At 66.5% G+C, this 25,701-nt stretch carries 26 protein-coding genes and 1 tRNA gene; 17 read left to right on the forward strand and 10 right to left on the reverse strand.

What is annotated here, in order from left to right; genetic code table 11:
• Positions 1 to 178 precede the first annotated feature (178 nt).
• Genes ACE3T8_RS01195 through ACE3T8_RS01210 form a run of 4 tightly spaced genes read left to right on the forward strand, consistent with a single transcriptional unit; the run spans position 179 to position 2,602 of the window.
• Complete coding sequence (locus ACE3T8_RS01195; protein ID WP_374606135.1) at positions 179 to 787, forward strand: HAD family hydrolase; 609 nt, start codon at positions 179 to 181, stop codon at positions 785 to 787.
• A 33-nt stretch (positions 788 to 820) separates the two neighbouring features.
• Positions 821 to 1,258 carry a copper resistance protein NlpE N-terminal domain-containing protein gene (locus ACE3T8_RS01200; protein WP_374606137.1) on the forward strand — a complete coding sequence of 146 codons (438 nt, stop codon included), beginning with the start codon at positions 821 to 823 and terminating at the stop codon, positions 1,256 to 1,258.
• Between the two features lie 34 nt (positions 1,259 to 1,292).
• Positions 1,293 to 1,703: a GFA family protein gene (locus ACE3T8_RS01205; protein WP_374606138.1), complete on the forward strand. Its 411-nt coding sequence runs from the start codon at positions 1,293 to 1,295 to the stop codon at positions 1,701 to 1,703.
• Complete coding sequence (locus ACE3T8_RS01210) at positions 1,700 to 2,602, forward strand: SDR family NAD(P)-dependent oxidoreductase (RefSeq protein ID WP_374606139.1); 903 nt, start codon at positions 1,700 to 1,702, stop codon at positions 2,600 to 2,602. The genes ACE3T8_RS01205 and ACE3T8_RS01210 overlap by 4 nt, the downstream gene beginning before the upstream one ends.
• On the opposite strand, the gene prpF is transcribed toward ACE3T8_RS01210, so the two are convergent.
• The 8 genes from prpF to acnD form a co-directional block, all read right to left on the reverse strand.
• Entirely contained in the window at positions 2,599 to 3,795 is a 1,197-nt protein-coding gene (gene prpF, locus ACE3T8_RS01215; protein ID WP_374606141.1) for a 2-methylaconitate cis-trans isomerase PrpF, read from the reverse strand. The genes ACE3T8_RS01210 and prpF overlap by 4 nt on opposite strands.
• A gap of 59 nt (positions 3,796 to 3,854) precedes the next feature.
• Positions 3,855 to 4,727: an Abi family protein gene (locus ACE3T8_RS01220; RefSeq protein ID WP_374606143.1), complete on the reverse strand. Its 873-nt coding sequence runs from the start codon at positions 4,725 to 4,727 to the stop codon at positions 3,855 to 3,857.
• A gap of 3 nt (positions 4,728 to 4,730) precedes the next feature.
• Entirely contained in the window at positions 4,731 to 4,889 is a 159-nt protein-coding gene (locus ACE3T8_RS01225) for a hypothetical protein (protein WP_374606145.1), read from the reverse strand.
• Positions 4,886 to 7,393: a DEAD/DEAH box helicase family protein gene (locus ACE3T8_RS01230; RefSeq protein WP_374606146.1), complete on the reverse strand. Its 2,508-nt coding sequence runs from the start codon at positions 7,391 to 7,393 to the stop codon at positions 4,886 to 4,888. Before ACE3T8_RS01230 ends, ACE3T8_RS01225 begins: the two co-directional genes overlap by 4 nt.
• Positions 7,390 to 8,931, reverse strand: coding sequence for an Eco57I restriction-modification methylase domain-containing protein (locus ACE3T8_RS01235; protein ID WP_374606147.1), 1,542 nt, complete (start codon positions 8,929 to 8,931; stop codon positions 7,390 to 7,392). Before ACE3T8_RS01235 ends, ACE3T8_RS01230 begins: the two co-directional genes overlap by 4 nt.
• Positions 8,928 to 9,641, reverse strand: coding sequence for a hypothetical protein (locus ACE3T8_RS01240; protein WP_374606148.1), 714 nt, complete (start codon positions 9,639 to 9,641; stop codon positions 8,928 to 8,930). Before ACE3T8_RS01240 ends, ACE3T8_RS01235 begins: the two co-directional genes overlap by 4 nt.
• The gene (locus ACE3T8_RS01245; RefSeq protein ID WP_374606149.1) at positions 9,638 to 10,327 is read right to left on the reverse strand and encodes a nucleotidyltransferase domain-containing protein; all 690 of its coding nucleotides are present in this window, start codon (positions 10,325 to 10,327) and stop codon (positions 9,638 to 9,640) included. The genes ACE3T8_RS01240 and ACE3T8_RS01245 overlap by 4 nt, the downstream gene beginning before the upstream one ends.
• Positions 10,328 to 10,497: 170 nt before the next feature.
• A complete protein-coding gene (gene acnD / locus ACE3T8_RS01250; protein WP_374606150.1) occupies positions 10,498 to 13,122 on the reverse strand; it encodes a Fe/S-dependent 2-methylisocitrate dehydratase AcnD in 2,625 nt (874 codons plus the stop codon).
• A gap of 92 nt (positions 13,123 to 13,214) precedes the next feature.
• Here acnD and dusA point away from each other — a divergent pair, with 92 nt between their 5' ends.
• The 5 genes from dusA (at position 13,215) to ACE3T8_RS01275 (ending at position 17,939) form a co-directional block, all read left to right on the forward strand.
• The gene (gene dusA, locus ACE3T8_RS01255) at positions 13,215 to 14,237 is read left to right on the forward strand and encodes a tRNA dihydrouridine(20/20a) synthase DusA (RefSeq protein ID WP_374606152.1); all 1,023 of its coding nucleotides are present in this window, start codon (positions 13,215 to 13,217) and stop codon (positions 14,235 to 14,237) included.
• Positions 14,237 to 15,160: an arginine deiminase-related protein gene (locus ACE3T8_RS01260; protein WP_374606154.1), complete on the forward strand. Its 924-nt coding sequence runs from the start codon at positions 14,237 to 14,239 to the stop codon at positions 15,158 to 15,160. Before dusA ends, ACE3T8_RS01260 begins: the two co-directional genes overlap by 1 nt.
• Before the next feature lie 134 nt (positions 15,161 to 15,294).
• Complete coding sequence (locus tag ACE3T8_RS01265; RefSeq protein ID WP_374606155.1) at positions 15,295 to 15,708, forward strand: PepSY domain-containing protein; 414 nt, start codon at positions 15,295 to 15,297, stop codon at positions 15,706 to 15,708.
• A gap of 67 nt (positions 15,709 to 15,775) precedes the next feature.
• Positions 15,776 to 16,459, forward strand: a complete 684-nt coding sequence (locus ACE3T8_RS01270) for a response regulator transcription factor (protein ID WP_374606157.1) — start codon at positions 15,776 to 15,778, stop codon at positions 16,457 to 16,459.
• 76 nt (positions 16,460 to 16,535) lie between these two features.
• Positions 16,536 to 17,939, forward strand: coding sequence for a sensor histidine kinase (locus tag ACE3T8_RS01275; RefSeq protein WP_374606454.1), 1,404 nt, complete (start codon positions 16,536 to 16,538; stop codon positions 17,937 to 17,939).
• 207 nt (positions 17,940 to 18,146) lie between these two features.
• Here the strand turns inward: ACE3T8_RS01275 and ACE3T8_RS01280 are convergent, their stop codons facing one another.
• A complete protein-coding gene (locus tag ACE3T8_RS01280) occupies positions 18,147 to 18,896 on the reverse strand; it encodes a zinc-dependent peptidase (protein WP_374606159.1) in 750 nt (249 codons plus the stop codon).
• Between the two features lie 29 nt (positions 18,897 to 18,925).
• On the reverse strand, positions 18,926 to 19,210 hold the full coding sequence (locus ACE3T8_RS01285; RefSeq protein ID WP_374606160.1) for a hypothetical protein: 285 nt from the start codon (positions 19,208 to 19,210) through the stop codon (positions 18,926 to 18,928).
• A gap of 136 nt (positions 19,211 to 19,346) precedes the next feature.
• Here ACE3T8_RS01285 and ACE3T8_RS01290 point away from each other — a divergent pair, with 136 nt between their 5' ends.
• From ACE3T8_RS01290 to ACE3T8_RS01325, 8 genes are all read left to right on the forward strand, one after another.
• Positions 19,347 to 21,164, forward strand: coding sequence for a DegV family protein (locus ACE3T8_RS01290; protein WP_374606161.1), 1,818 nt, complete (start codon positions 19,347 to 19,349; stop codon positions 21,162 to 21,164).
• A 28-nt stretch (positions 21,165 to 21,192) separates the two neighbouring features.
• Positions 21,193 to 21,843: a glycerol-3-phosphate 1-O-acyltransferase PlsY gene (gene plsY, locus ACE3T8_RS01295; RefSeq protein WP_374606163.1), complete on the forward strand. Its 651-nt coding sequence runs from the start codon at positions 21,193 to 21,195 to the stop codon at positions 21,841 to 21,843.
• A 3-nt stretch (positions 21,844 to 21,846) separates the two neighbouring features.
• Positions 21,847 to 22,842 (forward strand): bifunctional biotin--[acetyl-CoA-carboxylase] ligase/biotin operon repressor BirA, encoded by a 996-nt coding sequence (gene birA, locus ACE3T8_RS01300; RefSeq protein WP_374606165.1) that lies wholly within the window; start codon positions 21,847 to 21,849, stop codon positions 22,840 to 22,842.
• Positions 22,839 to 23,558 carry a type III pantothenate kinase gene (locus ACE3T8_RS01305; RefSeq protein ID WP_374606167.1) on the forward strand — a complete coding sequence of 240 codons (720 nt, stop codon included), beginning with the start codon at positions 22,839 to 22,841 and terminating at the stop codon, positions 23,556 to 23,558. Before birA ends, ACE3T8_RS01305 begins: the two co-directional genes overlap by 4 nt.
• A gap of 9 nt (positions 23,559 to 23,567) precedes the next feature.
• On the forward strand, positions 23,568 to 24,269 hold the full coding sequence (locus ACE3T8_RS01310; RefSeq protein WP_374606169.1) for a hypothetical protein: 702 nt from the start codon (positions 23,568 to 23,570) through the stop codon (positions 24,267 to 24,269).
• A gap of 45 nt (positions 24,270 to 24,314) precedes the next feature.
• Positions 24,315 to 24,390, forward strand: a tRNA-Thr gene (locus tag ACE3T8_RS01315).
• Positions 24,391 to 24,454: 64 nt separating this feature from the next.
• The gene (gene rocF / locus ACE3T8_RS01320; protein ID WP_374606170.1) at positions 24,455 to 25,378 is read left to right on the forward strand and encodes an arginase; all 924 of its coding nucleotides are present in this window, start codon (positions 24,455 to 24,457) and stop codon (positions 25,376 to 25,378) included.
• 147 nt (positions 25,379 to 25,525) lie between these two features.
• Complete coding sequence (locus ACE3T8_RS01325; RefSeq protein ID WP_187553846.1) at positions 25,526 to 25,678, forward strand: entericidin A/B family lipoprotein; 153 nt, start codon at positions 25,526 to 25,528, stop codon at positions 25,676 to 25,678.
• Positions 25,679 to 25,701: the final 23 nt, after the last annotated feature.

Below are 25,701 nucleotides of genomic sequence, written 5' to 3' on the forward strand. Positions count from 1 at the left end.
CCCGCCCCAGCCTCCCAGCTGGGAAATACAATCTCCGTCGGCCACGGCCGACCCCCGGTTTGTTGTCTCGACAACTGCAAACTAACCGGGTCGGCCGTGCGCCTCTCCCTCAGTTGGGAGAAGAACCGATTATTTCGACGACGCGCAGGCGCAGTTCGAGCGCATCGTCGCCGGCTACGTGGACCTGGCCGACGTGGCGGATCGCCTGTACGCGGTCGAGAAGCGCAACATCGGCTTCTTCGGCTATGGCGTGAAGGGCATGGCGCTGTCGATGGTCGAGGCCGCGGTGGAGATCACCGAGTCGCGGATCAGCGCCGCCGACGTGCACCGTATCGTCGGCCTGGCGAAGGACCTGCTCCGCCATCCGGTGGAGGTGCTGGACGGCGTGCGCGAGGCGGTCGAAGCGGTGGCGGCGCGGCATCCGGTGGTGCTGATCACCAAGGGCGACCTGTTCCACCAGGAAGCCAAGGTGCGCGACAGCGGCCTGGCCGACCTGTTCCGCCGCATCGAGATCGTCAGCGAGAAGGACGCGGCGACCTATGCCCGGTTGTTCGAGGAATTCGGCATCGCGCCGCAGCGCTTCCTGATGGTCGGCAACTCGCTGCGTTCGGACATCGCGCCGGTGATCGAACTCGGCGGCTGGGGCGTGCACGTGCCCTACCACACGACCTGGGCGCATGAGGCCGAGGCGACCCTGCGCCATGGCAGCGAGCGCATGCGCACGATCGCCGGGATCGTCGACCTGGCGCAGGCGGTGCAGGAACTGGATGCGCTCGCCGCGCGCTGAGGATTGCCGCTTGCGTTGATGCACAATCCGCGCATGCCGCGTCCGTTGTTGTCCTTGCTGCTGTGCCTGTCGCTGCTTGCCGGTTGCGATGCCCCTGCGCCTGCGGGCGGCCGGGCGTCGCCGGCCATCGAGCCGGCGCTGGTGGAGAACACGCTGGAATTCCGCGGCCAGCGACCCTGCGTGGATTGCGCCGGGATCGACGCCTGGCTGCGCCTGCAGTCCGGTGCCGGCCTGCAGCGCTACCAGTTGGTCGAGCGCTACCGCAGCAACGGGCGCGACCTGCGTTTCGAGGACGCAGGCGACTGGATCGCACAGGGCGACCTGCTGCGGCTGCAGTCGGCGCAAGGCGGGACGCGCACCTATCTGCGCCAGGACGACGGCAGCCTGCAGGCGCGTGGCATCGACGGCGCGTCGTTGCCGGCGCTGGCCGACGACGTGCTGCTGCCGACCAGTTTCGATGGCGACCGCTGATCCGGTGGCCGGCGCGCATCGCTAGACTGCACGAATGACCGATCTCCCCGATTCCTCCCCCATCGTCCATCGCGGCGGCTGCCACTGCGGCCGCGTGCGCCTCGAGGTGGACGCGCCTGCCAGGCCCGACGTGCTCGATTGCAATTGCTCGATCTGCAGGATGACGGGCTTCCTGCATTTGATCGTGCCAGCCGCGCGCTTCCGTCTGCTTTCCGGCGCGGATGCGCTGGTCGAATACACCTTCAATACCGGCGCGGCGAAGCATCGCTTCTGTGGACATTGCGGCATCAAGAGCTTCTACGTGCCGCGCAGCCATCCGCACGGGTTCAGCGTCAACGCGCGCTGCCTGGACGATGTCGCGCTGGCCACGTTGAACATCATCCCGTTCGACGATCGCAACCGCACTGCGGCGATGGCGGCGATCGCGCATCTGGAGCTTTCATGAGCGATCACGTGTCCAGGATCGATTTGACCGGCCGCGTGGCCATCGTGACCGGTGCGGGTGGCGGGCTGGGTCGGCAGCATGCGCTGCTGTTGGCCAGCCGCGGCGCGAAGGTGGTCGTCAACGACCTGGGCGATGCCGCGCAGTCGGTCGCCGCGGAACTCGTGGCGGCGGGTGGCGAGGCGCGCGCGCTGCAATGCTCGGTGACCGATGCCGATGCGGTGCAAGCGATGGTCGATGCCGTCCTCGCCGATTGGGGTCGCATCGACATCCTCGTCAACAACGCCGGCATCCTGCGCGACAAGTCGTTCGCGAAGATGGCGCTGGACGATTTCCGCCTGGTGGTCGACGTGCACCTGATGGGCGCGGCCAATTGCACGAAGGCGGTATGGGACGCGATGCGCGCGCAGGGCTACGGGCGCATCGTGATGACCACGTCGTCTTCAGGCCTCTACGGCAACTTCGGCCAGGCCAACTACGGCGCGGCGAAGATGGCCTTGGTCGGGCTGATGCAGACGCTGGCGCTGGAAGGCGCGAAGCACGGCATCAAGGTCAATTGCCTCGCGCCGACTGCCTACACGCGGATGATGGAAGGCATCCTGCCGCAGGACCAGCTGGACGTGCTGGATCCCGCGCTGGTGAGCCCGGCCGTGCTCGCATTGGTGGCCGATGACGCACCGACCCGCGCGATCCTCTGCGCCGGAGCCGGTGGCTATGAACTCGCGCAGATCACCATGACCCAGGGCATCCATCTCGGTCGCGCGCCAACGGCGGAAGCCTTGCTGGAACGCTGGGGCGAACTGTCCGATCGCACTGGCGAGATGGTGCCGGGCACCGGCTTCGACCAGGCCCGCCACGAGTTGCGCAAGGCCGGTTTCGCGTTCGACGACGCCGCGGGTTAATCCTTCGCGACCTGTTCCCGCGGCACCCGCACCACGCCTTCCATCAGCACGCGCGCGGAACGCGACATCACCGCCTTGGTCGCGATCCACTGGCCGTCGACCTGCGCCACGTCGGCGCCCACTCGCATCGTGCCGGAGGGATGGCCGAAGCGCACCGCATCGCGACTGCCACCACCGGTCGCTGCGTTGACGATCGTGCCGGGCACCGCCGCGGCGGTGGCGATGGCGACCGACGCCGTCCCCATCATCGCGTGGTGCAGCTTGCCCATCGAGATGGCGCGCGCGAGCAGGTCGATGCCGGCCGCCGCGACGTGCTTGCCGCTGGAAGAAACGTAGTCCCTCGGCGGCGCGACGAAGGCGATCTTCGGCGTCAGCGGACGCGCCGCCGCCTGCGCCACCTCGGCGATCAAGCCCATGCGCACGGCACCAACGGCGCGGATCGCTTCGAGTTTTGCCAGCATCGACTTGTCTTCATTGATCGCGGGCTGCAGTTCGGTGCCATCGAAACCCAGCGCCGCGGCATCGACGAACACCACCGGCACGCCGGCATTGATCAGCGTGGCGCGGAATGTGCCGACGCCGGGCACGTCGAGCGCATCGACCAGGTTGCCGGTCGGGAACATCGCCCCGCCGTCTTCGCCCTCGTCCGCGGGATCGAGGAATTCCAGCGCGATTTCGGCGGCGGGGAAGGTCACGCCGTCCAGCTCGAAGTCGCCGGTTTCCTGCACCTCGCCGTCGGTCATCGGCACGTGCGCCACGATGGTCTTGTGGATGTTGGCCTGCCAGATCTGCACCGTCGCGATGCCATCGCGCGGTACGCGTGCGGCATCGACCAATCCGTTGGCGATTGCGAACGGTCCCACCGCCGACGACAGGTTGCCGCAGTTGCCCGACCAGTCGATGAAGTCGCCTTCGACCGGTACCTGGCCGTAGAGGTAGTCGACATCGTGATCCGCCACCGACGACTTGGCGATGAGCACCACCTTGCTGGTGCTCGATGTCGCCCCGCCCATGCCATCGGTGTGCTTGCCATACGGATCCGGCGAACCGATCACCCGCAGCAGCAGCGCATCGCGCGCCTTGCCCGGCGCGCGCACGTCTTCCGGCAGGTCATCGAGCTTGAAGAACACGCCCTTGGACGTGCCGCCACGCATGTAGGTGGCGGGGATGCGGAGTTGGTGTCTAAAGCTCATGGGGAGGCTCGCTTTGCTCCCTCTCCCGCTGGCGGAAGAGGGTTGGGGTGAGGGTGGGCTTAGCGCCAGAACAGATTGGTACGCCAGTCAGGCGGAACCTGCATGGCCAACAATGGAACGGTCGGATGCGGATCGAACAATTGAAACAGTCGCTCGCGCCACCCGCACTGCGGCGAGACGACCTGCAGCATGTGCCTCAACACGGCCAGCATCGCGTAGAGCCTGCCGTTGTCAGGGATTGCATGTGGCCAGGAGCGGCTGCGCGATGGAAACCGCGGCCGGATCGCGAGCTGGCGATTCCACAGGCGTTTGTGATGGGCGCAGACATTCCTCAGGTAGGTCAGCGCATGCAGCCAACTGGAAAGGAATTGCGTATCGATGTTGTATGCCGCGGCAATTCGGCGCTTCAGATCGGGGGGCAGGGCTTCGTACAGCATCGAAACCGTTCCGAGCGAAAGAAGCTCGGTCGCCATCCATACCGGCAAATGCGTTTCCGAGGTGTATTTGCCCCGAAAATGCGCGGCGAATGTTTCCCGCGCGCGGCGCTCCTCGCGCTCCAGTTCTTCCATGAAACGCGCATGGTTGAAACGCGGGGAGAAGTGAGCCGATTCGGTATGTCCGAACGGTCCGTAGGCATGCGCGATCTCGTAGGTGATCGCGGTACGGATGGAGACCTCGATGCGTTCGATCGCGTCCAGTACCAGCAGGCGTAACTTGCGGTCGAAGATGTACAGCCCCGCGATGTCATTGAAATCCGTGCCGGCGCGAAAGCGCTCGCCTTCCTTGAAGGGCAGGCAGTAGGCGCTGAGGCGGTAGTAGCTGATCTGGCGCAACCAGTGCAGTGCGCGGGCGTTGTCTGCCACGGACAGGCCACGCTGCCGGAGTAGGTCGAGCTGCTGGTCGAAACTGAGTGCAGGTTTGGTGTAGTGCATCGTTCAGGCAATAAAAACCCGCCAGTTATGCGCATCACCTGTCGGAACAGGGCTCAGCGTGGCGGGTGTGTTGTGGGAATGATAGCGGAGCAACGGGAGGCGGGCAAACCAACCCGTCGAGATCTGCAGGACGGCGTCCAGAACGCGCAGGGTTGGAATCATTGCTGCTCCTCCGCGATTCGCGCCGAAACGCTCCGGTCCCATAGGCCTAATCGCATCTCCCGCGGTTCTGGTTGGGATTCATCCGCGTAGTGCAGGCTCGCATCCTCGAATGCCTTGAACTGGTAAATGGCTGCGTTCATGTTCTGTGCGTTGAACAGACCAAGCTTGCTCAAGAGCTTGAAATCATCGACGGTCAGTCCCGTCACCCGCTCGAACAACGCCGAGTCCAGTGACTCGATCACGTCCTTGAGTGCTTCCTCGCGGAAGTCCGTCACGTACATGAAGACCGGGATGCGGGCCAGGAATTTCTGCAGTTTTTCGCGAATTTCCTTGCGCTTTTTGGCTGTATCCGATTGCTCTCGCTTCTGGTCTGAATCCAGATTGCCGCCTTGTTCGCGCTTTACCTTTTTCAAGTTCTTGGTGGAAGTCACGATCTGCTGTGCGTTTTGCGCCAGCGCACGGAAATCTTCGATCTGCTCCAGGCTCTTGAGCAAATCAGGATGGCCAAGCATCGCCTCCAGAGTGTGCTCGTTGACGTCGACCAGCAATGGTGAGTTCCACCGCGCAGCGAGCGCCGTCGCGCCAATGCCTGCGGTGGCCCAATCCATGACGGCCTGCGCATCCAGCTCATGCATCTGGCCGCCTTCGAAGGCAAAGATCGGTAGGTAGTTGATCAGCTGGCCGACCGCATCCGCGGGTCTCACATCCCCCGTTGCCCCAAGCCGAATCCCGTACTCGGCTACCAGTTGCAGTGCGCGGTTTGGGTCGAACTCGAAGACGTAACAGGTCTGCTTCCTGACTTCGAGACGACCCTCGGCATCACGGTGCGCCCATGGCGACTGCACGCGGAAGGCGGCCTGGAAATAGGATTCCGGCGATTTCAGCGATCGCAGCATGAAGATGGCGCTCCACTCGGGCACGGTCACGCCGGTCAGCAACTTGCCGCAAGACAGAGTGATCGAGCCGATCTTGCGATGCTTCACGGCCGTTTCGATGGCCAGTTCCACCGGAGGCAGCGCATCCGCGCCTTGTCCTGCGGCATTGCCTGCTGCGACCACAATCTCGAAATCGCCGAAATACTTGTGCTGCTTCAGCAGGTCATGCATGGCGTGACATGCGGCCACATCAGGCATGTACCACACAGTGTGTTTCACCGCCTCCGCGAAGTCAGGTGACTCATAGGGAAACGGTGGCTTCCTGCCAGCAAGCACCTGCAGCTTCATCTGTTCGGCCAGCTTGCCGCGCAGCATCTCCAGGAATTCGGATACGCGTGCTGGATCGTCGAATTCATAGACGGCGGTGCCTGCATCCGGGCTTGACTTGGATGCCTTGAAATAGGCATTCAGTGAAAAGCCGTTGAATTCTCCGTCCTCCGCCCAAGCTTCGGCCTGTTCACCCATGCGATAGGCAAACAGTTCCATGCGGGGCAGTTCGCGATATGGGTTTGGTCCATTTAGCGAGTCCCAGTGCTCTTTGGCCGACTGTTCGTCGATATAGGTCCAATTGAAGATCTGGTCTTCGGTGAATTCACCATTGGTGATCGCGCGGAAGGGAGTGCCCGACAGATACAGGTAATGCGCAGACCTCAACCCGAGGTCTTCATCGTCAATGCTGTCCTGCGGCTCTTCGCGTTCGGCCAGGGATTTTTCGGTCGGGTCGTACAAGTCACGCGCGGCATCGCGCCAAGCACCAAAGTGATACTCATCGATAACGATGCAATCCCAGTCGATTTGGTGGATGGCTTCGTTATGCGCCTTGATCTGCCCATCCGCGGTTCGGCCGTTCAGATCCTGGAAGGACGCAAACCAGACCTGCTTGTCTTTGCTGCTCGCGGCACTCGCGCGCATCGTCAGGGACGAATCGCGATCGATGAAGCACCAGCCCGCGAAATCCACATGGTTTAGCAGGTCGTCGTGCCAGGCGGCTTGCACGGCCGGTTTGTAGGTGAGCACCAGCACGCGTTTCCAGTCCATCGCGCGCGCCAGCTGATAGGTAGCGAATGTCTTGCCAAATCGCATCTTGGCGTTCCACAGGAACTTGGGTGCCTTGGCTTTGTCTCCGGCGCGATTCTTGAAATACGCTGCCGTCTGCTGCACCGCGTTCCGCTGCTCCGGCCGCATCGCGAAGGTTTCGGTTCGTTTAGCATCGAACCCTGCACCGCTGCGTGTGGCATGGATCGCTGCCTTCACTTCATCCAGCGTGCACTCGAACCATTCTCCGCCCGGGCGCCGTATTCCCTGTGCGACGAGCGCGGTATGCACGTCGCGATCGCTGAACTCGCTGCCGTCCGCGCGCAGGGCAGATTCTTCAAGCAGGATCGTCACGCCCTGCAGTTTTGGATATGCGGTGCCGAGTTGCTGCTTGATCCGTGCCCGCGCCGTGGACTTGGTGGTTTCGCCGACCTTGATCAGGCCAGCGCCGTTCAGGAGCTTGCGTCCCGTCTTGCGCTGCCATGGTTCGGCGTCTTTGCCGATTACCGTGTAGGCGTAGATGAGGCGGGTCACGCGGACGTTCCTGCCGTTGCAGGCATGGCTTTAACCTGGGATTCGATGAAGGCGATTTCGTCTGCGTTGAGTTTGTAGCGCTTGTAAAGGAGTTCGTCCGTCCAGGCGCGATCCATCGGCAGGTCCGGAACAAAGGTGTACACGTCACGCGTGGCGTGTTGCGTTGCCTTGCGCAGCGAGACCAGGAAGCGAACGAAGCGGGTCCGCAGATACGCAGCGAAGCGCTCGGCCGATTCCTTGTCTTCGAAGCGACCGGCCACCAAGTAGGTCTCGGTGCATGCCTCTCCCGGTGCGGCAAGTAGTGGCTTGCTCAGGAACTGGGTTTCAACCGCGGCACTGGTGCCCTGGACGGCCGTCATGAGCACTTTCCACTGATCCAGCCATTCCGGGTTGACGGTCACAGCCGCGCGTTCGATCCAACTGATTCTCTGGGAACCATAAAGTTTAATCGGCGTCTTTAATTTCTTCGAAGAAAATTCTCCGTGGAAGTTGGTCGGAAATCCGAACGGCTTCCGACTGGAGATTCTTTCGCTTAGAGATGTCTCTGACTTCCGGCGTACCTTCTTGAGAATTGGCACTGCTTCGTTGCGGCGGACGAACACATCAAACTCGTCCAGCCTCCGCTCCACCTCAGTACCCACGCGTTCGCCATTCCAGTGGGTGGCAACAACCGCAGCGCCTTGATGCTCACGATCCCACAGGAAGTAGGAGACGCCTCCGCGGATCTTCACGCCGGGGAAGGCTTCGTAGAGCTTCGGGTAGTCGATGAGCTTCCGCACTTTGCCGCCGGTCAGCATGCGCTCGCGGAACTTGTCGAGGCCCTTGCCACCCGCGAACCAGCGTGACGGTGTGATCATCAGTACATAGCGTGGCTTCAGGCTGATCGCGGCCTCAACAAACCGGTGATATACCGGAGTCGCGCTCGCGTTATGCCCACCATCGCTGACCTGATACGGCGGGTTCCCGACAATCACATCGAATTTCATGCCAGACAACTCCTTGGTCGGGTATGCGCCGTGGATGAAGGCATACGCGTAGTTTTCGCGTGTGCTGCCGCGTTCCAGGTCCGCGGGTGCACCGCACACCTTGCATTTGTGTTCGCTGCCATCCACGCCGAAGTCGTGCATGGCCGGCACGAATGGAATGTTCCCTGCGGGGTTCTCGAACCTGACCACGCTACGCTTGCCCGCCGCATCGTGTGAGCAGTACACGCTGCGCCGCGTGACTTGAGCAGTCAGTTCGGTAACGGACGTGCCGTACAGCATGTTGCGGAAGATGTGTTCACGCCGTTTTTGGAAATCCGGCTCCCACGCTTCAAGTCCCACAATCAGGCGTGCTGCCACTTCACGCAGGATGGCGCCGGACTTGCAGCAGGGATCCAACCATTTGTAGTCCGGGTTTGACCACACATCAGCCGGTAATAGGTCCAGCATGGCGCGCGCAAGCTTCGGTGGCGTCGGCACCTCGTCGTTCGACAATTGCGCCAAGCAATCCAGGATGTCCGGCACATGCTGCTTTCGTGCAATCTCGGCACTCATCGGCTTGCTCCATGTGTCGTCATCGCGTTTTCTGCAAGTGTTGGCAGGGGGTTGGCGAAAAGTTCGGTGTAGTGCACCGGCACCTCGTCACGCTTGGGTGCAGGTTCCGCGTGGAAGAGGTCCGGCGTGCGTTGCGCTACTGCGGAATCGTCCAGCATCGACCACTCCCGCCTGAAATATCCGCCGCGCATGGGTTGGTAGTCCACCACCTCAGTCCGGGAGGCGTCGGCCAGGAAATCGGCATGCAGAATATTGGTGTTCACAATGGCGCTGGCTGCCGAACCAAAGCCTGCTGTTGGAGCGATGGTATTGGCGTCGTTGTTGTAGTGCGAACGAAGCACTTCGAGTACGCGGACGCGGGACTCAAGCACGTTGTCTTCGCTGATGTCCACGCCGTAGATCGATGCCAGCGCACGCAACAGCCAGTGCTCGTAGCGGGGTACGGATTTCACCTTGCCCAAGCGGATGCCCGCCAGTTTGCGGCGAAGGATTTCTTCCAGGAAGTTGCCCGAGCCACATGCAGGTTCAAGAAATTTCGCATCCACCAATCTGATCGACCCGGACGGAAACATGTCCGGTACCAGATCCAGCATGGCGTTGACCTCACGCTCATGTGTAAAGACCTCAGCAAGATCCCGCACACGCTGGCGCGTCTTGATCTGGCCGCGCAAGTCGAGCGTATTAGGTGATTTCAAGCCAACGCGGCTCATGGGTCGTCCCTGCGGTCTTCATCCATTGTTGCCGCCGCTGTCTCGCGTGCTGCAACCAAATCACGCTCGCCTCCGATCAACCACAGACGCGGCTGTGCCAGCACCCGGGTGACGAAGCTGTTGCCGGCTTCTATGCGTTTGCGCAGTTCAGCATGCGTGTAAAGCGTGGGATTGATCGCGCGCCCCAGCCGCTCTATCAGCGGATCCAGTGCCGCCATGACGTCCCCGTAGCTCAGCGTGTCGGAGACCAGCAGCAGGTCGATATCGCTGTTGCTGGTGTCCTGGCCTTTCGCCACCGAGCCGTAAACGAACGCCGCGCCGATGTCGTCCACCAGCGGTGCAAGTGCTTCGCGCAAGGGAACCGCCAGACCGAAGGTCTTGCGGACGATGGCGGCAAGTTCGTCGTGGATGGGGGAGTCCTGGTTGGCGCTGTAGCGCTTCTGGTTGCCCACCTGCTCCATGCGCAACAGCCCACTGCCGGCTAGCCGCGCCACTTCCCGCTGCACGCCGCCGCTGCCGGCGCCGGTGGCCTGGATCAGTTCGCGCACGCTGTAGCTGCGGCCGGGCTGGCCGAACAGACAGCCCAGCACGCGTTGCTGGGTGGCGGTGAAGAGGGCGTCGGACAGGTTGGCGCGGGCGTACAACGCCGCGGCTTCGCTGATTCGGCTGGTGGCTTTCGTGCCCATTACGGGCACATTAGTGCCTTCATTGGGCATTGGCAAGCAACCCCTCTCCCGGCGCTGCGCGCCACCGCGCACCGGCCAGTCGGCTTGCATGCCGACTGGCGTTCGCGGGCTCGCGGCCACGCCGCTCGAATTCCCCTCTCACCCCACAAGGGGAGATGGGAAGCCACGGGTCACGCCGCCTTGTTCGCCGCCAGGAAATCCTGGGCGAAGCGCTGCAGCACGCCGCCGGCTTCGTAGACCTCCACGTCCTCATCGGAATCCAGCCGGCAGGTGACGGGCACGTCGATGCGCTCGCCGTTCGTGCGATGGAGTACCAGCGTGAGCGTTGCGCCCGGCCTGCGTTCGCCGATCACGTCGAAGGTTTCGCTGCCGTCGATCGCGTAGGTCCTGCGGGTGTCGCCGTTCTGGAATTCCAGCGGCAGCACGCCCATGCCGACCAGGTTGGTGCGGTGGATCCGTTCGAAGCCCTCGGCGACGATCGCTTCCACGCCCGCCAGCCGCACGCCCTTCGCCGCCCAGTCGCGCGAGCTGCCCTGGCCGTAATCGGCACCGGCGATGATCACCAGCGGCTGCTTGCGCTCCATGTAGGTTTCGATCGCTTCCCACATGCGCATCACCTGGCCCTCCGGCTCGACGCGGGCCAGCGAGCCTTGCTGCACCATGCCATCGACCACGGCCATCTCGTTGACCAGCTTCGGGTTGGCGAAGGTCGCGCGCTGCGCGGTCAGGTGGTCGCCGCGATGGGTGGCGTAGGAATTGAAATCCTCTTCCGGCACATCCATGCGCGCCAGGTATTCGCCGGCAGCGCTGTCGAGCAGGATCGCGTTGCTTGGCGAAAGATGATCGGTGGTGATGTTGTCCGGCAGCACCGCCAGCGGACGCATGCCGCGCAGCGTGCGTTCGCCGGCCAAGGCGCCTTCCCAGTACGGCGGGCGACGGATGTAGGTGCTCTTCGGTCGCCAGTCGTACAGCGGGCTGACCGGCGCACCGCGCTCGACGCGCACGTTGAACATCGGCCCGTAGACCTTGCGGAATTGTTCCGGCTTGACGCTGGCCTTTACCACCGCGTCGATCTCCGCATCGCTGGGCCAGATGTCCTTCAGCGTCACCGGCTTGCCGTCGTGGTCCAGGCCGAGCACGTCCTGTTCGATGTCGAAGCGCACCGTGCCGGCGATGGCATAGGCGACCACCAGCGGCGGCGAGGCCAGGAACGCCTGCTTTGCGTACGGATGGATGCGCCCGTCGAAATTGCGGTTGCCGCTCAGCACCGCGGTGGCATACAGGTCGCGCTCGATGATCTCCTGCTGGATCGCGGGATCCAGCGCACCGCTCATGCCGTTGCAGGTGGTGCAGGCGAAGGCGACGATGCCGAAGCCGAGCTGCTCCAGCTCGCCGAGCAGGCCGGCTTCCTCCAGGTACAACTGCACGGCCTTCGAACCGGGCGCCAGCGAGGTCTTCACCCACGGCTTGCGAGCCAAGCCGCGCGCGTTCGCGTTGCGCGCCAGCAGCGCGGCGGCGATCACGTTGCGCGGATTGCTGGTATTGGTGCAGCTGGTGATCGCGGCGATGATCACCGCGCCATCCGGCATCAGGCCCTGCGCTTCCTGCTTCAGCGCGGCATCGAGGTTGCCGGCGATCCCGCGTTCGGCGAGGTCGCTGGTGGGCAGGCGCTTGTGCGGGTTGGACGGCCCGGCCATGTTGCGCACCACGCTGGACAGGTCGAAGTGCAGGGTGCGTTCGTACTGCGCATCGGCCAGGTCGTCCGCCCACAGGCCCGCAGCCTTCGCGTACAGCTCGACCAGTTGCACTTGCTGTTCCTCGCGGCCGGTCAGGCGCAGGTAGTCCAGGGTATTGCCGTCGATGAAGAACATCGCCGCGGTCGCACCGTATTCCGGCGCCATGTTGCTGATCGTGGCGCGGTCGCCGATGGTCAATGCGGCGGCGCCTTCGCCACGGAATTCCAGGTAGGCCCCAACCACTTTCTGCTTGCGCAGGAATTCGGTGAGGGCCAGCACCACGTCGGTGGCGGTGATGCCGGGTTGCGGCTTGCCGGCCAGTTCCACCGCGACGATCTCCGGCGTGCGCATCCACGACGCGCGGCCCAGCATTACGTTCTCCGCTTCCAGTCCGCCCACGCCGATCGCGATCACGCCCAGCGCATCGACGTGCGGCGTGTGCGAATCGGTGCCGACGCAACTGTCCGGGAATGCCACGCCGTCCTGCGTGTAGATCACCGGCGACATTTTCTCCAGGTTGATCTGGTGCATGATCCCGTTGCCCGGTGGGATCACGTCCACGTTCTGGAACGCCTGCTTGGTCCAGTCGATGAAGTGGAAACGGTCGGCGTTGCGGCGATCCTCGATCGCCCGATTCTTCGCGAAGGCCTGCGGGTCGTAGCCGCCGCATTCCACCGCCAGCGAGTGATCGACGATCAGCTGCACCGGCACCACCGGGTTCACCTGCGCCGGATCGCCACCCTGTTCGGCGATCGCATCGCGCAAGCCGGCCAAGTCGACCAGCGCGGTCTGGCCGAGGATGTCGTGGCAGACCACGCGCGCCGGGAACCACGGGAAGTCGAGGTCGCGGCGGCGATCGATCAATTGCAGCAGGTAGGCATCGCGCATTGCCCTGCCGTTAACGAGTACGTCTGCCTTGCGGACGATGTTCTCCGCATGCACGCGGGCGGTGTAGGACAGCGTGGCGTACGCGCCTGGACGGAGCGCTTCGACGGCGGCGCGGGCGTCGAACCAGTCGAGCGGGGTGCCGGGCAGGGGCTTGCGGAAATCGACGTTCATGGGCCTTGGCTGTGTTCGCGTCAGGCCGTCATTGTCGCCCATCGCCCGCTCGCACGCAGTTGGACGAAGGTCGTCCGTACAATGGCGCCCGCATGACCGCCGCGCCCGCCATCCCCGCCGACCAGTTGCGCCTGTCCGTTGCCCCGATGATGGACTGGACGGATGCGCACTGCCGCGCCTTCCATCGCGTGCTCGCCCCGCACGCGCGCCTGTACTCGGAAATGGTCCACGCCAACGCGGTGATCCACGGCGACCGCGCGCGCTTGCTGGCGATGGATCCGTCCGAGCATCCGGTGGCCCTGCAACTGGGCGGCAGTGAGCCGGCCCTGCTGGCGCAGGCCGCACGCATCGGCGTGGATGCGGGTTTCGACGAGATCAACCTTAATTGCGGCTGCCCGTCCGACCGCGTGCAGGCCGGCCGTTTCGGCGCCTGCCTGATGCGCGAGCCGGCGCTGGTCGCCGACAGTGTGGCGGCGATGATCGCCGCCGTGCCCGGCGTTCCGGTGACGGTGAAATGCCGGCTCGGCGTGGACGACGACCACGAGTGGGCGCGCTTCCTCGCCTTCATCGACACGATCGCGGAGGCAGGCTGCACGACCTTCGTGGTGCACGCGCGCAACGCGTGGCTGCAGGGCTTGAGCCCGAAGGAAAACCGCGAAGTGCCGCCGCTGCGCTACGACTGGGCGTATCGGTTGAAGGTCGAGCGCTCCGCGTTGCAGGTCGTCGTGAATGGCGGCATCGCCGACGCGGCCGAGGCGACCGCGCATCTCGATCATGTCGATGGCGCGATGCTCGGTCGCGCGGCCTACCACACGCCGTTCCTGTTGCATGAACTCGACGTTGCCTGGTTCGGTGGTTCGACAGGCTCGCCACGAACGGAACTGCGGTCGCGCAGCGAACTGCTGCGCGCGTATCGGCCCTATGTCGAGGCACGACTGGACCGCGGCGTGTTACTGAAGCACATCGTCCGCCACGTCCTCGGCCTGTTCGCCGGCCAGCCGGGCGGACGCGCATTCCGCCAGGTGCTCAGCGAAGGCGCACACAAGCCGGGCGCCGACTGGTCGCTGGTCGAGCAGGCGCTGGCACTCACCGAACGCAGGGAGCAGGCGGCCTGATGCAAGACAGCATGATCACCCGTGACATTCACGCCTTCCTCGCCTTCGCCCGCGGTGCGGCGCCGGATTTCGGCCCGGCCACGGCGCGCGCCGCATTCCTGGTCGCGCCGGACGGCTTTGCCCTGGCCGAGCAATCCGCGCAGGACAATGTCTACATGGCCGATGCCGCCGCCTTCGATGCGCAACGCGCCTCGATGCAGCATCGCGACCTGCAACGCGCGATCTCCGCCGTGCTGCCGACGGTCTGCTTCGCCGGCGATCCGGCCACGCCCGACGCGCTGTTCCCCAACAACGTCTTCGGCACCGCAGCCGGTCGCACCGTCATCGGCCGCATGCGCCATCCGGTGCGCCAGCGAGAAGCCGCCCGTTCCGATATCCGCGGCTTCTTCGCCGATGTGCTGGATCGCCAGGAAATCGATCTGTCCGCACAGGAGCATCCCTGCGAACTGACCGGCGCCCTGGTCATCGACCGCGCCCGCGGCCTGGGCTTCTGCGGATTGTCGGAGCGTTGCGATGAGGTCGGTGCTCGCCTGATGCATGAGGCCTTCGGCCTGCGCGCGACCCTGCTGTTCGACCTCGCGCCCGGCGAGTACCACACCAATGTCGTGCTGGCGGTGCTGGCAGGTCGCGCAGTGGTGGTGTGCCCGCGCGGCTTCGCCGATCCGGCGGTGCCGACGGCCATCGCCGGCCTGTACGCGCCGCATGCCGTGGTCTGCGATGACGCCGAGCACCAAGCCTTCGTTGGCAATTGCATCGCGCTGTCCGCGGGTACCGTGTGGATGAGCGCGGATGCGGGTGCGGCACTGTCCGATGCGCATCGGCGACAGTTGCTGTCGTCCGGGTTCATCGTCGAAACCGTTGCCCTGGAGGCCATCGAGGCCGCGGGTGGATCGCTTCGCTGCTGCATCGGCGAGGTGTATTGAGCGGACGGTCACGGCATCACGCCGTGCACATGTGCCTGAATGGCGGGGTATCCTGTTCAGGAAACTTCAGGGCGGATTCACCGCCAGGTTCCAGAATGGCAGCCGTTCCCGCTCCCTCGATGTCGCCACCGACCATGTCCAGAGCCTCCAAGCCCCTGTCGAACCTGTTGTGCGTGGCCGTCCTTGCAGGATTGCCGGCGGTTTCCGCATGGGCGCAGCAGCCTCCGCCGGCGCCCCGCGAGCGTGGCAATGCCCAGGACAACGGCGGCGACAACCGCCGTGGCAGCCTGTCGGATGCGGTGCGCCGGGTCGAGCGCGACACCCGCGGTGAAGTGCTGTCCGCGGAGCGCGTGCAGTACGACGGTCGCGACATGCACCGGGTCAAGGTGGTCGACGACCAAGGGCGCGTTCGCGTGTTCATGCAGGACCCGCAGCGTCGCGACAGCGGAGCCACCCCGCCGCCTCGCAGTGGTGGCAACAATGGCGGTGGCAACAACGAGCGTGGACAGGCGCCGCGCCGGCCGCCTGCACGCGACGATGACGACTGATCGCGCACGCTGAACCTGTTCAGCCTTAAATTTCGGGCCACCCGATCCCCATTCCCGAGGAGTTCCCATGCGAATCCTGCTCGTCGAAGACGAAGCCCCGCTGCGCGAGACCCTGGCCGCGCGCCTGAAGCGCGAAGGCTATGCCGTGGATGCGGCGCAAGATGGCGAGGAAGGCCTGTACATGGGTCGCGAGGTGCCGTTCGACGTCGGCATCATCGACCTCGGCCTGCCGAAGATGTCGGGCATGGAGTTGATCAAGGCCCTGCGCGAGGAAGGCAAGAAGTTCCCGGTACTGATCCTGACCGCGCGTTCCAGCTGGCAGGACAAGGTCGACGGCCTCAAGCAGGGTGCCGACGACTACCTGGTCAAGCCGTTCCATGTCGAGGAATTGCTGGCCCGCATCAATGCGCTGGTGCGCCGTGCTGCCGGCTGGAGCAAGCCGACCCTGGAATGCGGCCCGGTGATGCTGGACCTGGCGGCACAGACCGTGAGCGTCAACGGCGGCAACGTCGACCTGACCAGCTACGAATACAAGGTGCTCGAGTACCTGATGATGCATGCCGGCGAGCTGGTCTCGAAGGCGGACCTCACCGAGCACATCTACCAGCAGGATTTCGACCGCGACTCCAACGTGCTGGAGGTCTTCATCGGCCGCCTGCGCAAGAAGCTGGACCCGGACGGCGCGCTCAAGCCGATCGAGACCGTGCGCGGCCGCGGCTACCGCTTCGCCATCGCGCGCAGCGGCGACTGAGTTTCCCGCGGGATCCGACAGGGTGATCACGCCCGAGCCGGCGGTTGAGGGCGCGGGCACCAGCCGGGCGGCGCGCCTGCGTCGGCTGCGCATCGCCCAGCCGCGATCGCTGCAGTCGAGGCAGCTGTGGGCGGCCAGCCTGGGCTTGATCGCCTTCCTCGCATTGGCCGGTTATGCGCTGGATCGCGCCTTCCAGAGCACCGCCCAGAGCGGCATGCGCGAGCGGTTGCACAGCTACGCACTGGCGTACGCCAACAGCGACTTTGCCCGCGATGGCAGCGTGATTCCGCCATACGATCCGCCCGATCCGCGCTTCCGCCGACCGGGCAGCGGACTGTATGCGCAGATCGTGTTGCCCTCGGGGCAATGGGAGTCCGATTCCGGGCAGGGCCCGCAGTTGCCGGATGGCGCGATGCTCGATGCCGGCCAGCAGGTCTTCGAGGGGCCGTTGCCGCTGACCCGCATCGACGGTGGTGCCGGCCAGGTGTACCGCTATGGCTATGGCCTGTTGTGGACCGGCAGCGAGGATTCGCGCCGCGAATTCCCGTACACGGTCTACATCCTCGAGGACACCACGGCGCTCGGCCGACAGGTGGCTGCGTTCCGCTCGGCGCTGTGGCGTTACCTGGGTGGTGCCGGCGTGGTCCTGTTGTTGCTGCAGATGCTCGTGCTGCGCTGGAGCCTGCGGCCGTTGCGCGATGTCATCGCCGAACTCAAGCGCGTCCAGCATGGCCAGGCGGCCGGCATGAGCGAGGCCCATCCGCGCGAGCTGGAACCGCTGACCGACAGCATCAATGCCTTCATCGACGGCGAGCGCGAGAACCTGGATCGCCAGCGCAACACGTTGGCGGATCTGGCGCATAGCCTGAAGACACCCCTCGCAGTGCTGCGCACGCGCCTGGACAGCGGTGCCGGCGAGGCCGAACTGCGCGATGAGGTCGAAACCCAGCTGAGGCGGATGAACGACCTTGTCGGGTACCAGCTGGCACGCGCCGCGCGCTCCGGCCACCAGCTGTTCGCCGCGCCGATCGAGATCGAACCGCAGGCCGAGCAGATCGTGACCGGCCTGGAGAAGGTCTACGCCGCCAAGCGCGTGCTGTGCGAGTTCGATATCGCCGCCGCGGCGCGTTTCCACGGCGAGACCGGCGACCTGCAGGAACTGCTCGGCAACCTGCTGGAGAATGCGTTCAAGTGGGCGGGTTCGAGAGTGCTGCTGACGGTGGCTGAAGGCACGCCGGTACCGGGCCGCCGCCCGGGCCTGTCGATCACCGTCGAGGATGACGGCCCCGGTATCGCCGACGATCGCATCGCCCACGTGCTCCAGCGCGGCGTGCGTGGCGACGAGCGCGTGCAGGGCCACGGCATTGGGCTGGCGATCGTGCAGGACATCATCAAGGCCTATCGCGGCGAGTTGCACGTCGGCCGTTCGCAGGAACTCGGCGGCGCGAAATTCGAGGTGGTGTTGCCGCCGGGGTTGTGACGGTCTACTGCGCGCGAGGCCTGCGGCTTGGGGGCAAGACTTCGCCGCTCGATCCAGTCATCCAGGACTGGTACCGCGGGCGCGGGCGCGGCACTGAGTGCCGGGCGTTCGCACGTTCGCGTCGCATGCGACGCAAACCAAACGTGCTCACCCTTGGCCCGCTCGAAGCCTTGCCCCCACGCCACAGGCCTCGTTCATGCGATTTCGCTAGGCCAGCAAGGGTGTTCCGTAGAACCTCTGTAAATGCGCCGCCACTTCCGGCATTGCCTTGCGCAGCGTCGCGGCGTCACTGAAATGGTGTTCGGTGCAGACCGCGAAGAACTCCTCCGGCGATTCCGCGGCGTACGGGTCGATCGCGGTGTCGCGGCCGTCATCGACATCGGCGCACAGTGCCTCGTAAGCGCGCTGGAAATCCGATGCCCATTGTTTCTGCCAGTCGCGCGGCAACGGCGGGGTGCCGTCCATCGCGCCATCCAGCGCATCGAGCTTGTGCGCGATCTCGTGCGCGACCACGCAGAAACCGTCGCTTGGGGCGGCGATGTCGGTGCGCACGTCGGCCCAGGACAGCACGACCGGACCGCGTTCCCACGCTTCGCCGATGAGTTCGTCATCCCATTCGTGCAGCACGCCCTGCGCGTCCATGTGGTTGCGCTGCACGCGGAAGGCCTGCGGATAGACCAGCAATTGCGACCAGCCGTGCAGGCCCTCGCGTCCGAATTCGAGCAGCGGCAAGCAGCACAGCATCGCCAGGCGCAGGCGCTGGACCTCGTTGAGGCGCAGGCCCTGCAGCGGGGTGATCACCTTGTCGCGGAGGAATTCGGAGGCCAGCAGGCGCAGGCGGTGCTCACGGTCGGACTCGAGGCGGCGTAACCACGGCAAACCGGCGGCCGCTTGCCGCCAGAGCGTGTCATCGAGAGCAGGGAGCGGCGCCTTGCGACGCGAGAATGGCCAGATCACGCGGACGGATCGGGCAACGCGGGCGGTCCTTAGCGGAACATGCCCGGCAGGAAGCTGTGGAAGCGCGGCGGGTTGGTGCGGGTACCGCCGGTGGCGCGCGGCGAAGCCACGGCGGGCTTGGCCTTCGGGGTCTGGCGGACCGGTGCGATGGGCTCGTCGACCTCGGCGTCGTCCGTGCGTTCGGTCGTGCTGGTGGCGGTGTCGGGGCAGGCCTCGTCGTTGGCCGATTGCCGTGATTCGCTAGCCATGGCATGGCCGCTGGCGGCCAGCAGGGCAAGGCAGAGCAGCATCGGACGCAGCGGGTGCAGGCGCATGGCGGTCACCGGAAAGGAAGGGGGTGCGGAAGCATGTCCCCACCTCCCACTATAGCGTGGATGCGCGCCGGGCACGAAAGGTTGCGATGCTGCAAAGCAGCAGGCATTGCGCGCCCATCGACCGCAGACTGCGGGCATGTCCGTGGCCACCGCCGATCCGCCTGCCGTCACCGCGCCCGCCCTGCGCCGGGCGCTGATCGTCGGCGCGCGCCGGGTGATCGCGGCCCGCGACGAACTCAACCGCATCAATGTGTTCCCGGTGCCGGACGGCGACACCGGCAGCAACCTCGCCTCCACCCTGGGCAGCGTGCTGCAGGGCGCGCTGAGCCGGCGCAGCCGCCACATCGGCGAATTGCTGGTCGGGATCGGCAACGACGCCATCGACGGCGCGCGCGGCAATTCCGGAGCGATCATGGCGCAGTTCCTGGTCGGCCTGGCCGAACAGGCACGCAACGCACCGGTGCTGGATGCCGCCAGCCTGGCCCGGGCGGTACGGCGTGGCGCTGACAGCGCGCGCGCGGCGCTGGCGCAGCCGGTCGAGGGCACCATCCTCAGCGTGATCTCGGCGTTCGCCGATGCGCTGGACGAAGCCGCGCAGCAGCAGGTGGCCGATCCCAAGGGCGGCTTCGCCCGCGCGCTGCAGCGGGCACGCACGGCCCTGGCCGATACCCCGAAACAGATGGCGGTGCTGCAGAAGGCCGGGGTGGTCGATGCCGGGGCGCGCGGGTTCGTCGACTGGCTGGAGGGCATCGCCGAATACGTGGACGGCGGCCCGCGCGCGGTGCGCCTGCATGGCAGCGCGACGGTCGCCGCCAACGACGGTGGGCCGATGCCGGCGCACGTGCACGAGGACGTGGATTCGGCGCATCGCTACTGCACCGAATGCCTGGTCACCGGCGAGGCCATCGACCGCGCGGCGCTGCAGGCCACGCTGGCGGCGGCCGGGATCGACTCGCTGGTGGTCGCCGGCAGCAGCACGCGGGTGCGCGTGCACGGCCATGCCGGCTCGCCGCAGACCCTGTTTGATGCCTGCTCGGCGTTCGGCCACGTCGATGCGATGAAAGCCGACGACATGGTCCTGCAGCAGCGAAGCGCGGAGTCGCCGGCGATGCTCGCGGTGGTCACCGACAGCGCCGCCGACCTGCCGGTGGCGATCGCGGAACGCTTCGGTATACACGTGGTGCCGGTGCGGGTGAGCCTGGACGGGCGCGACTACCTCGATCGGCTCGGCCTGACCGCCGGCGAGTTCTACCGGCGCATGGCCACCAGCGCGCGGCTGCCGCAGACCAGCCAGCCGCCGCCCGGGGACTTCCGCCGCGTGTTCGATCATGTGCTGGCCTACCAGCCCGGGGCGGTCTACGTGGGCGTCTCGCGGGCATTGTCCGGCACCCTGCAGTCCGGCGAGACCGCCGCGCGCGGGCGCGACAAGCCGCCGCGCTGCATCGATACCGGGCATGTCTGCGCGGGCCAGGCACTGCTGGCGTGGCGTGCGGGCGAGATGGCGATGGCCGGCGCGGATGCAGACGCCATCGACGCCGAGTTGCAGCGCCTGCGCCCGCTGACCAGGACCTGGGCGATGGCGCGCGACATCTCGCATGCGGTGCGCGGCGGCCGCATCCCGCGCTGGGCCGAGCCGGTGGTGCGCTGGAGCGGGCTGACCCCGATCGCCGCGGTGTCGCCACAAGGCACGTTGAAAGTGGCGGGCGGGTTGTTCGCGAGGCAGGGCGCGCCCGAGGCGTTCGCCCGCTACGTCGCCAAGCGCACGCCTGCGGCACCGGGCTGGCGATTGATCGTGGGCCACAGCGATGCGCTGGCCGATGGCGAACGCCTGCTCGCGGCCTTGCGCGCGCGCCTGCCGGTGACCGAGTCGCACCTGGTCGAAGTGGGGCCGGCGGTCGGTGCGCATGCCGGGCCGGGCACGCTGGTGGTGGGACTGCAGCCATCGCCGGGATGACGATGGCCGGGCGATTATCATCGTCGCCATGCCGCCACTCGTCCTGACCTTGTTCCTGCTCCTGCTCGCCTACCTGCTCGGTTCTGTCTCCGGCAGCCTGCTGCTGGGCCGTTTCCGCAACATCGACATCCGCGAGCACGGCAGCGGCAACGCCGGCGGCACCAATGCCCTGCGCACGCTGGGCTGGAAATTCGCCTTGGGCGTGGCCGTCATCGACATTGCCAAGGGCGCGCTGGCCACGTGGCTGGCACTGCGCTATGCGCCGGTGGGCACCGGCTTGAGCGTGACTGCGCATGGTTACGTCGCCGCCGCGTTGGCGGTGGTCGGGCATGTCTGGCCGCTGTGGCACGGCTTTCGCGGCGGCAAGGGCGCGGCGACGGGTGTCGGCGGGTTGCTGGTGCTGTGGCCGTGGATCGTGCCGGTGCTGCTGGTGGCGTGGATCCTGGTGCTGGTGACCACCGGTTACGTCGGGCTCTCCACGGTGGTGGCCGCGCTGTGCCTGCCGCTGGCAGCCTGGTTGTTCGACGCCGGCCCGGAGCGCATGGTGTTCGCGATCGGCATCGGCCTGTTCCTCGCCTGGACGCATCGCGCCAACCTGGTGCGGCTGTGGCATGGCAATGAATCGCGCTTCGAGCGCGCGCGCCTGCTCTATCGCCTGTACGGCCGCAGCCGGTACTGAACGATGCGGACGGCGGATGCGCAGCAGGAGCGTAGCTTGTTGCAGCGGCTGGCGAATGGTCCGGTGAGCGGCGACACGCTGGCGCGCGAGGCCGGCCTGACCCGCGCGGCGGTGTGGAAGCGCATCGATGCGCTGCGCGAGGCCGGCGTCGGCATCGAGGCATCGCCCGGACGTGGCTACCGGCTCGAACAACCGCTCGACTTGCTGGACGCGGACGCGATCCGTGCGGGATTGCCGGCTTCGATGCAAGGCGGACTGGCCGGCCTCGAAATCGCCTGGTCGCTGGACTCCACCAACAGCGAATTGCTCCGGCGAGACATGCCGGCGAGCGGCTGCGCGGTGTTGCTCGCGGAGCGCCAGACCGGCGGTCGCGGCCGACGCGGGCGCGCGTGGGCCTCACCGTTGGCGGCGCATGTGTATCTGTCGTTGGCGCGGCGTTTCGATGGCGGTTTGGCACGATTGGGCGGCTTGAGCCTGGTCGCCGGCGTGGCCGCCTGCGAAGCCTTGCATGGGCTGGGTTTCGACCGCGTGCGCCTGAAGTGGCCGAACGACCTGGTGGTGGTCGATGGCGATGGCCTGCGCAAGCTCGGCGGCTTGCTGGTCGAGGGCGGTGGTGAAGTCGCGGGCGCAGCGCGCGCGGTGGTCGGGGTCGGGCTGAACGTGCGGATGCCGGCACGGGAAGGCGGCGCCATCGACCAGCCTTGGGTCGAACTGGCCGGCCTCCTGGATCACGCGCCGTCGCGTAGCGCCGTCGTCGCGGCGTTGCTTGCACAGCTGTTGCCCGCGCTGGACCAATTCGATGCGCACGGCCTGTCGCCGTTCCTGTCGCGCTACGCGGGTTTCGATGCGCTGGCCGGCCGCGAGGTCGCCATCCACGAAGCCACCGGCGCATGGCACGCGACCGCGTTCGGCATCGGCGATGATGGCGCGCTGCGCGTGCGCGATGCGAGTGGATCGGAACGCCGCGTGCATGCCGGTGACGTGAGCGTGCGCGCATGAGCACCTGGTTGTTCGATCTCGGCAACACCCGCCTGAAGTGCGCGCCGCTGCATGCGGATGGCGGCATCGGCGAGACCGTGGCGATCACCCACGACGATGGCACGGAGTGGCTGGATGCCTTGCCGTCCGGCGGCGTGGCCTGCATCGCCAGCGTGGCATCGGATGCGCGCCGCGCGGCGTTGTTCGATGCGCTGTGCGCGCGCTTCACCCGACTGCATCGCGTGCGCACCGAGCGCGTGCTCGGGCCGTTGCGCATCGCTTACGACAATCCTGCGCATCTTGGCGTGGATCGTTTCCTTTCGATGCTGGGGCAGTGCGGCGAGGGACCGGCGCTGGTCGTGGGCGTGGGCACCGCGTTGACCCTCGACCTGCTCGATGGCGACGGGCTGCATCGCGGCGGCCGCATCGCGCCTTCGCCGCGGACCATGCGCGAGGCCCTGCACGCACGTGCGGTGCAGTTGCCGATCGATGGCGGTGTCTACGCCGAGTTCGCCGACGACACCGACCATGCGCTCGCCTCCGGCTGCGAGGGGGCGGCGCTGGCGCTGGTCGAACGCAGCCTGGAGGCGGCACGGTCGCTGTTGGGCGTGGTTCCGATGCTGTGCCTGCATGGCGGGGGCGCGGCTGCCTTGCGCGACCGGCTGCCCGCGCATCGTTGGCAGCCGGATGCGGTCTTGCACGGTCTGGCGCGCTGGCACGCGCTGCGCATCGCATAAACTGCGCCGATGCTGCTGCGCGCGACCCTCGTGATCCTGTTCATGCTCAACCTGGGCGCGGCCGCCTGGTGGGTGCTGCGTCCTGCGCTGGCGGATGGCGGGGCAGCGCACGCGACGGCCGCCGGTGCGCCTGGCCTGCGCCTGGTCGATGAATCGCTGGTCGCGGCCGTGCCGGCGCCTGCGCCATCGCAGCCGGCTGCAGCCGCACCGACCATGTCGCCGGTGCCGATCGCAACCCCCGAACCTGCCAGCACGACCGCGGCGGTCTGCCTGCGCTTCGGTCCGTTCGCGGATGGCCCGGCGCGCGATGCGGCCCGCAATGCGCTGTCCGCGGCAGGCGTGGCCGCGGTCACCCGCGACAGCCCGGCGCGCTCGGCGCGCGGCTGGAAGGTGGCGATGCCGCCGATGGCCTCGCGCGAGGAGGCGGTGGCGATGGCCGAGCGGATCAAGGCCGCCGGCATCAGCGACCTGTACGTGATGAACGAGGGCGCGGATGCCAACAGCATCGCCCTGGGCCGCTTCGGCGGCGAAGACGCGGCGCGCCGGCGCGAAGCCGAATTGCGCGGCAAGGGCTTTGCCGCGCAGGCCACGCCGCTCGGCGATACACCGTCGCAGGCCTGGCTGGATGCGCGCCTGCCGACTGCGGTCACCCCTGCATCGCTGGCCGCGATCGCGCCATCGCGCGGCATCGACTGCACCACCCTGCGCTGAGCCGGGTGTTGGCCGGCCGTGAGGGCGGGCTAGAATTGGCCCAGCGCCGCTTTAGCTCAGCAGGTAGAGCAACCGCCTTGTAAGCGGTAGGTCATCCGTTCGATTCGGATAAGCGGCACCAGCCTCCGCCCGAGCCATGCCGGCGCTGCGTGTCCCCGCCGCAACGCAAACCCGAGGGAATCCCGATGAGCGCCAGCTATCCCCCCGTTTCCGTGTTCGGCGTGCCCACCGACATCGGCGCCTCCCGCCGTGGCGCCTCGATGGGTCCCGAAGCCCTGCGCGTGGCCGGCCTGGTGGAGGCGATCGCCGCGCGCGGCATCGACGCCCGCGACATCGGCGACGTGCAGGGCCCGCGCAACCCGACCAGCGCACCGGTCGATGGCTATCGCCACCTCGACGAAGTCGTCGCATGGAACCGCGCTGTGTTCGACATGAGCACGCGCGAACTGCAGGCCGGGCGCATGCCGATCATGCTAGGCGGCGACCACTGCCTGGGCATCGGCGCGATCGCCGCGGTGGCCGCGCATTGCCGCACGACCGGCAAGAAGCTGCGGGTTTTGTGGCTGGATGCGCACGCCGACTTCAACACCCGCGAGATCACCCCGTCCGGCAACATCCACGGCATGCCGGTGGCCTGCCTGTGCGGCCTTGGCCCCGATGTGTTGACCGGCATGGCCGGCTTCACCCCCGCGATCACCCCCGACCAGATCCGCCAGATCGGCATCCGCTCGGTCGACCCGGGCGAGAAGCGCCTGGTCCAGCAGCACGGCCTGGACATCTACGACATGCGCTACATCGACGAAGTCGGCATGCGCCGTGCGATCGAGGAAGCGCTGGAAGGCGTGGATGCCGACACCCACCTGCACGTCAGCTTCGACGTCGACATGCTCGATCCGGCGATCGCGCCCGGCACCGGCACCCGCGTGCCCGGCGGGGTGAACTACCGCGAGGCGCAGCTGATCATGGAGATGGTGGCCGACACCGGCTGCATGGGCTCGCTCGACCTGGTCGAGGTCAATCCCGCGCTGGACAAGCGCAACGCCACCGCGCGACTCGCCGTCGACCTGGTGGAAAGCCTGTTCGGCAAATCGACGCTGATGCGCGATTGATGGAGGGGACCTGCCGCGGTTCATCCGCGGTTTGGCGAATCGGACGCGAGTGCACGCCGGCTTCACTACCGGATGCGGTTTCATCACGTCCGTGGGCCGGCGATGGCGGGCCTGCCAGGAAATCGGCCAACCCATGAGGAGAATCACATGAAGCGTTTGTTCGCACTGCTGCTGCTCGCGATGTTTTCGATGTCCACCCTGACCGCCTGCAACACCATGGCCGGCGCCGGCAAGGATGTGCAGAAGGTCGGCGAGAAGGTCGAGGACAAGGCGCAGGACTGCAAGGACGGCAAGTGCTGAGTCGCGCACTTCCTTCGCACTGA

Source organism: Thermomonas sp. (genome assembly GCF_041919455.1).
GTDB lineage: Bacteria > Pseudomonadota > Gammaproteobacteria > Xanthomonadales > Xanthomonadaceae > Thermomonas.